Source organism: Geobacillus sp. ZGt-1, assembly GCF_001026865.1.
Classification (GTDB): domain Bacteria; phylum Bacillota; class Bacilli; order Bacillales; family Anoxybacillaceae; genus Geobacillus; species Geobacillus thermoleovorans.
Genome location: NZ_LDPD01000156.1, coordinates 1 through 1,473, shown reverse-complemented (window position 1 = coordinate 1,473; position 1,473 = coordinate 1). Strand labels below are relative to the sequence as shown.

General features: G+C 39.4%; 2 protein-coding genes. Both read left to right on the top strand.

Going from position 1 to position 1,473, the window contains the following annotated elements:
• The first annotated feature begins 8 nt into the window (after nt 1-8).
• Nucleotides 9-878: a proline racemase family protein gene (locus VU18_RS16245; protein WP_082218548.1), complete on the top strand. Its 870-nt coding sequence runs from the start codon at nt 9-11 to the stop codon at nt 876-878.
• A 161-nt stretch (nt 879-1,039) separates the two neighbouring features.
• The coding region (locus tag VU18_RS17715; protein WP_152668867.1) for an APC family permease at nt 1,040-1,473 on the top strand (434 nt) is incomplete at its 3' end.

Below are 1,473 nucleotides of genomic sequence, written 5' to 3'. Positions count from 1 at the left end.
AATTCCTTATGTTTGAACCAAGAGGTCATGATGTGATGTCAGGTGCTTTGCTTATGGAGCCTTGTCACCCTGAAGCGGATGTGGGTGTAATCTATATCGAAACCGGCGGCTATTTGCCAATGTGTGGGCACGATACAATTGGTTTTTGTACAGCATTAGTTGAGGCAGGCCTAGTACCAGTTCAAGAACCTTATACTGATTTAAAACTAGATACACCGGCTGGTTTGGTAAAAGTAAGAATTAAAGTAGAAAATGGTAAAGCGAAAGAAGTAACCTTCCGCAACATCCCCGCATTCCTATTAAAAAGCATACATGTTGACGTAGAAAACATAGGAGAAGTTTACTGCGATATCGCCTACGGAGGAAATTTTTATGGCATTATCGATGCAAGAAAAATTGGGTTAGAACTTGTACCAAGCAATGCAGCAAAAATTATCGATACTGCCGTTAAAATTCGCGATACAATCAATCAAATAACTGATGTTGTTCACCCTGAACACTCTTTTATTAAGGGATTAACCCATATTGAGTTTTATACGGATCCTACCAATGAAGAGGCACATTGCAAAAATACAGTTGTTGTACCGCCAGGAGGAATCGACCGTTCACCTTGTGGCACAGGCACCTCAGCAAAACTTGCCGTATTGTACGCGCGCAATGAAATAAAAATTAATGAACTCTTTGTTCATGAAAGTATTATTGGAAGCCTTTTCAAATCAAAGATAGTCGATGTCACAAAAATAAAAGAGTTTGATGCGGTTATACCAGAAATTACTGGATCTGCATGGGTTACAGGTATGCATCAATTTGTCTACAATGAGGAGGACCCGCTAAAAGGGGGATTTTTACTCATACCGTCGATGCCGATCAGTCATTAATCCTTTTTACTACTCATACCAATTAGTTTTTATTAGTCTAGTTTTTCGTGTAATAGACATGTTTGCACCCTATTAATAAACGATATAAGAAATCAGCTGGATTAATTCTATCCGGCTGATAAAAAATAAATTATTGTCATTAAACGGAGGGGTGAAGTTAAATGTCAAACCAAGGCAAGTTTAAAAGAGAACTTTCATTGTCTGATCTTACTTGGATAGGATTTGGAGCTATATTTGGTTCTGGATGGCTCTTTGCGGCGAGCCATGTTTCTGCCATTGCAGGACCAGCCGGTATATTATCATGGGTTATAGGCGGTATAGCAGTTCTACTATTGGGATTGGTTTATTGTGAACTTGGTGCTTCTGTTCCACGTGCGGGTGGTGTTGTTCGATACCCAGTTTATTCTCATGGTCCACTTATGGGATATCTCTTAGGATCCATAACATTAATTGCTTATTCTAGTCTTATTGCTATTGAGGTAGAGGCGGCTCGTCAATATGCCACTGCATGGTGGCCAAGTCTAACTCAAGAAGGATCAAATCTGCCAACTGCCCTTGGATGGTTTCTGCAATTTTGTTTACTATGCATTTTTTT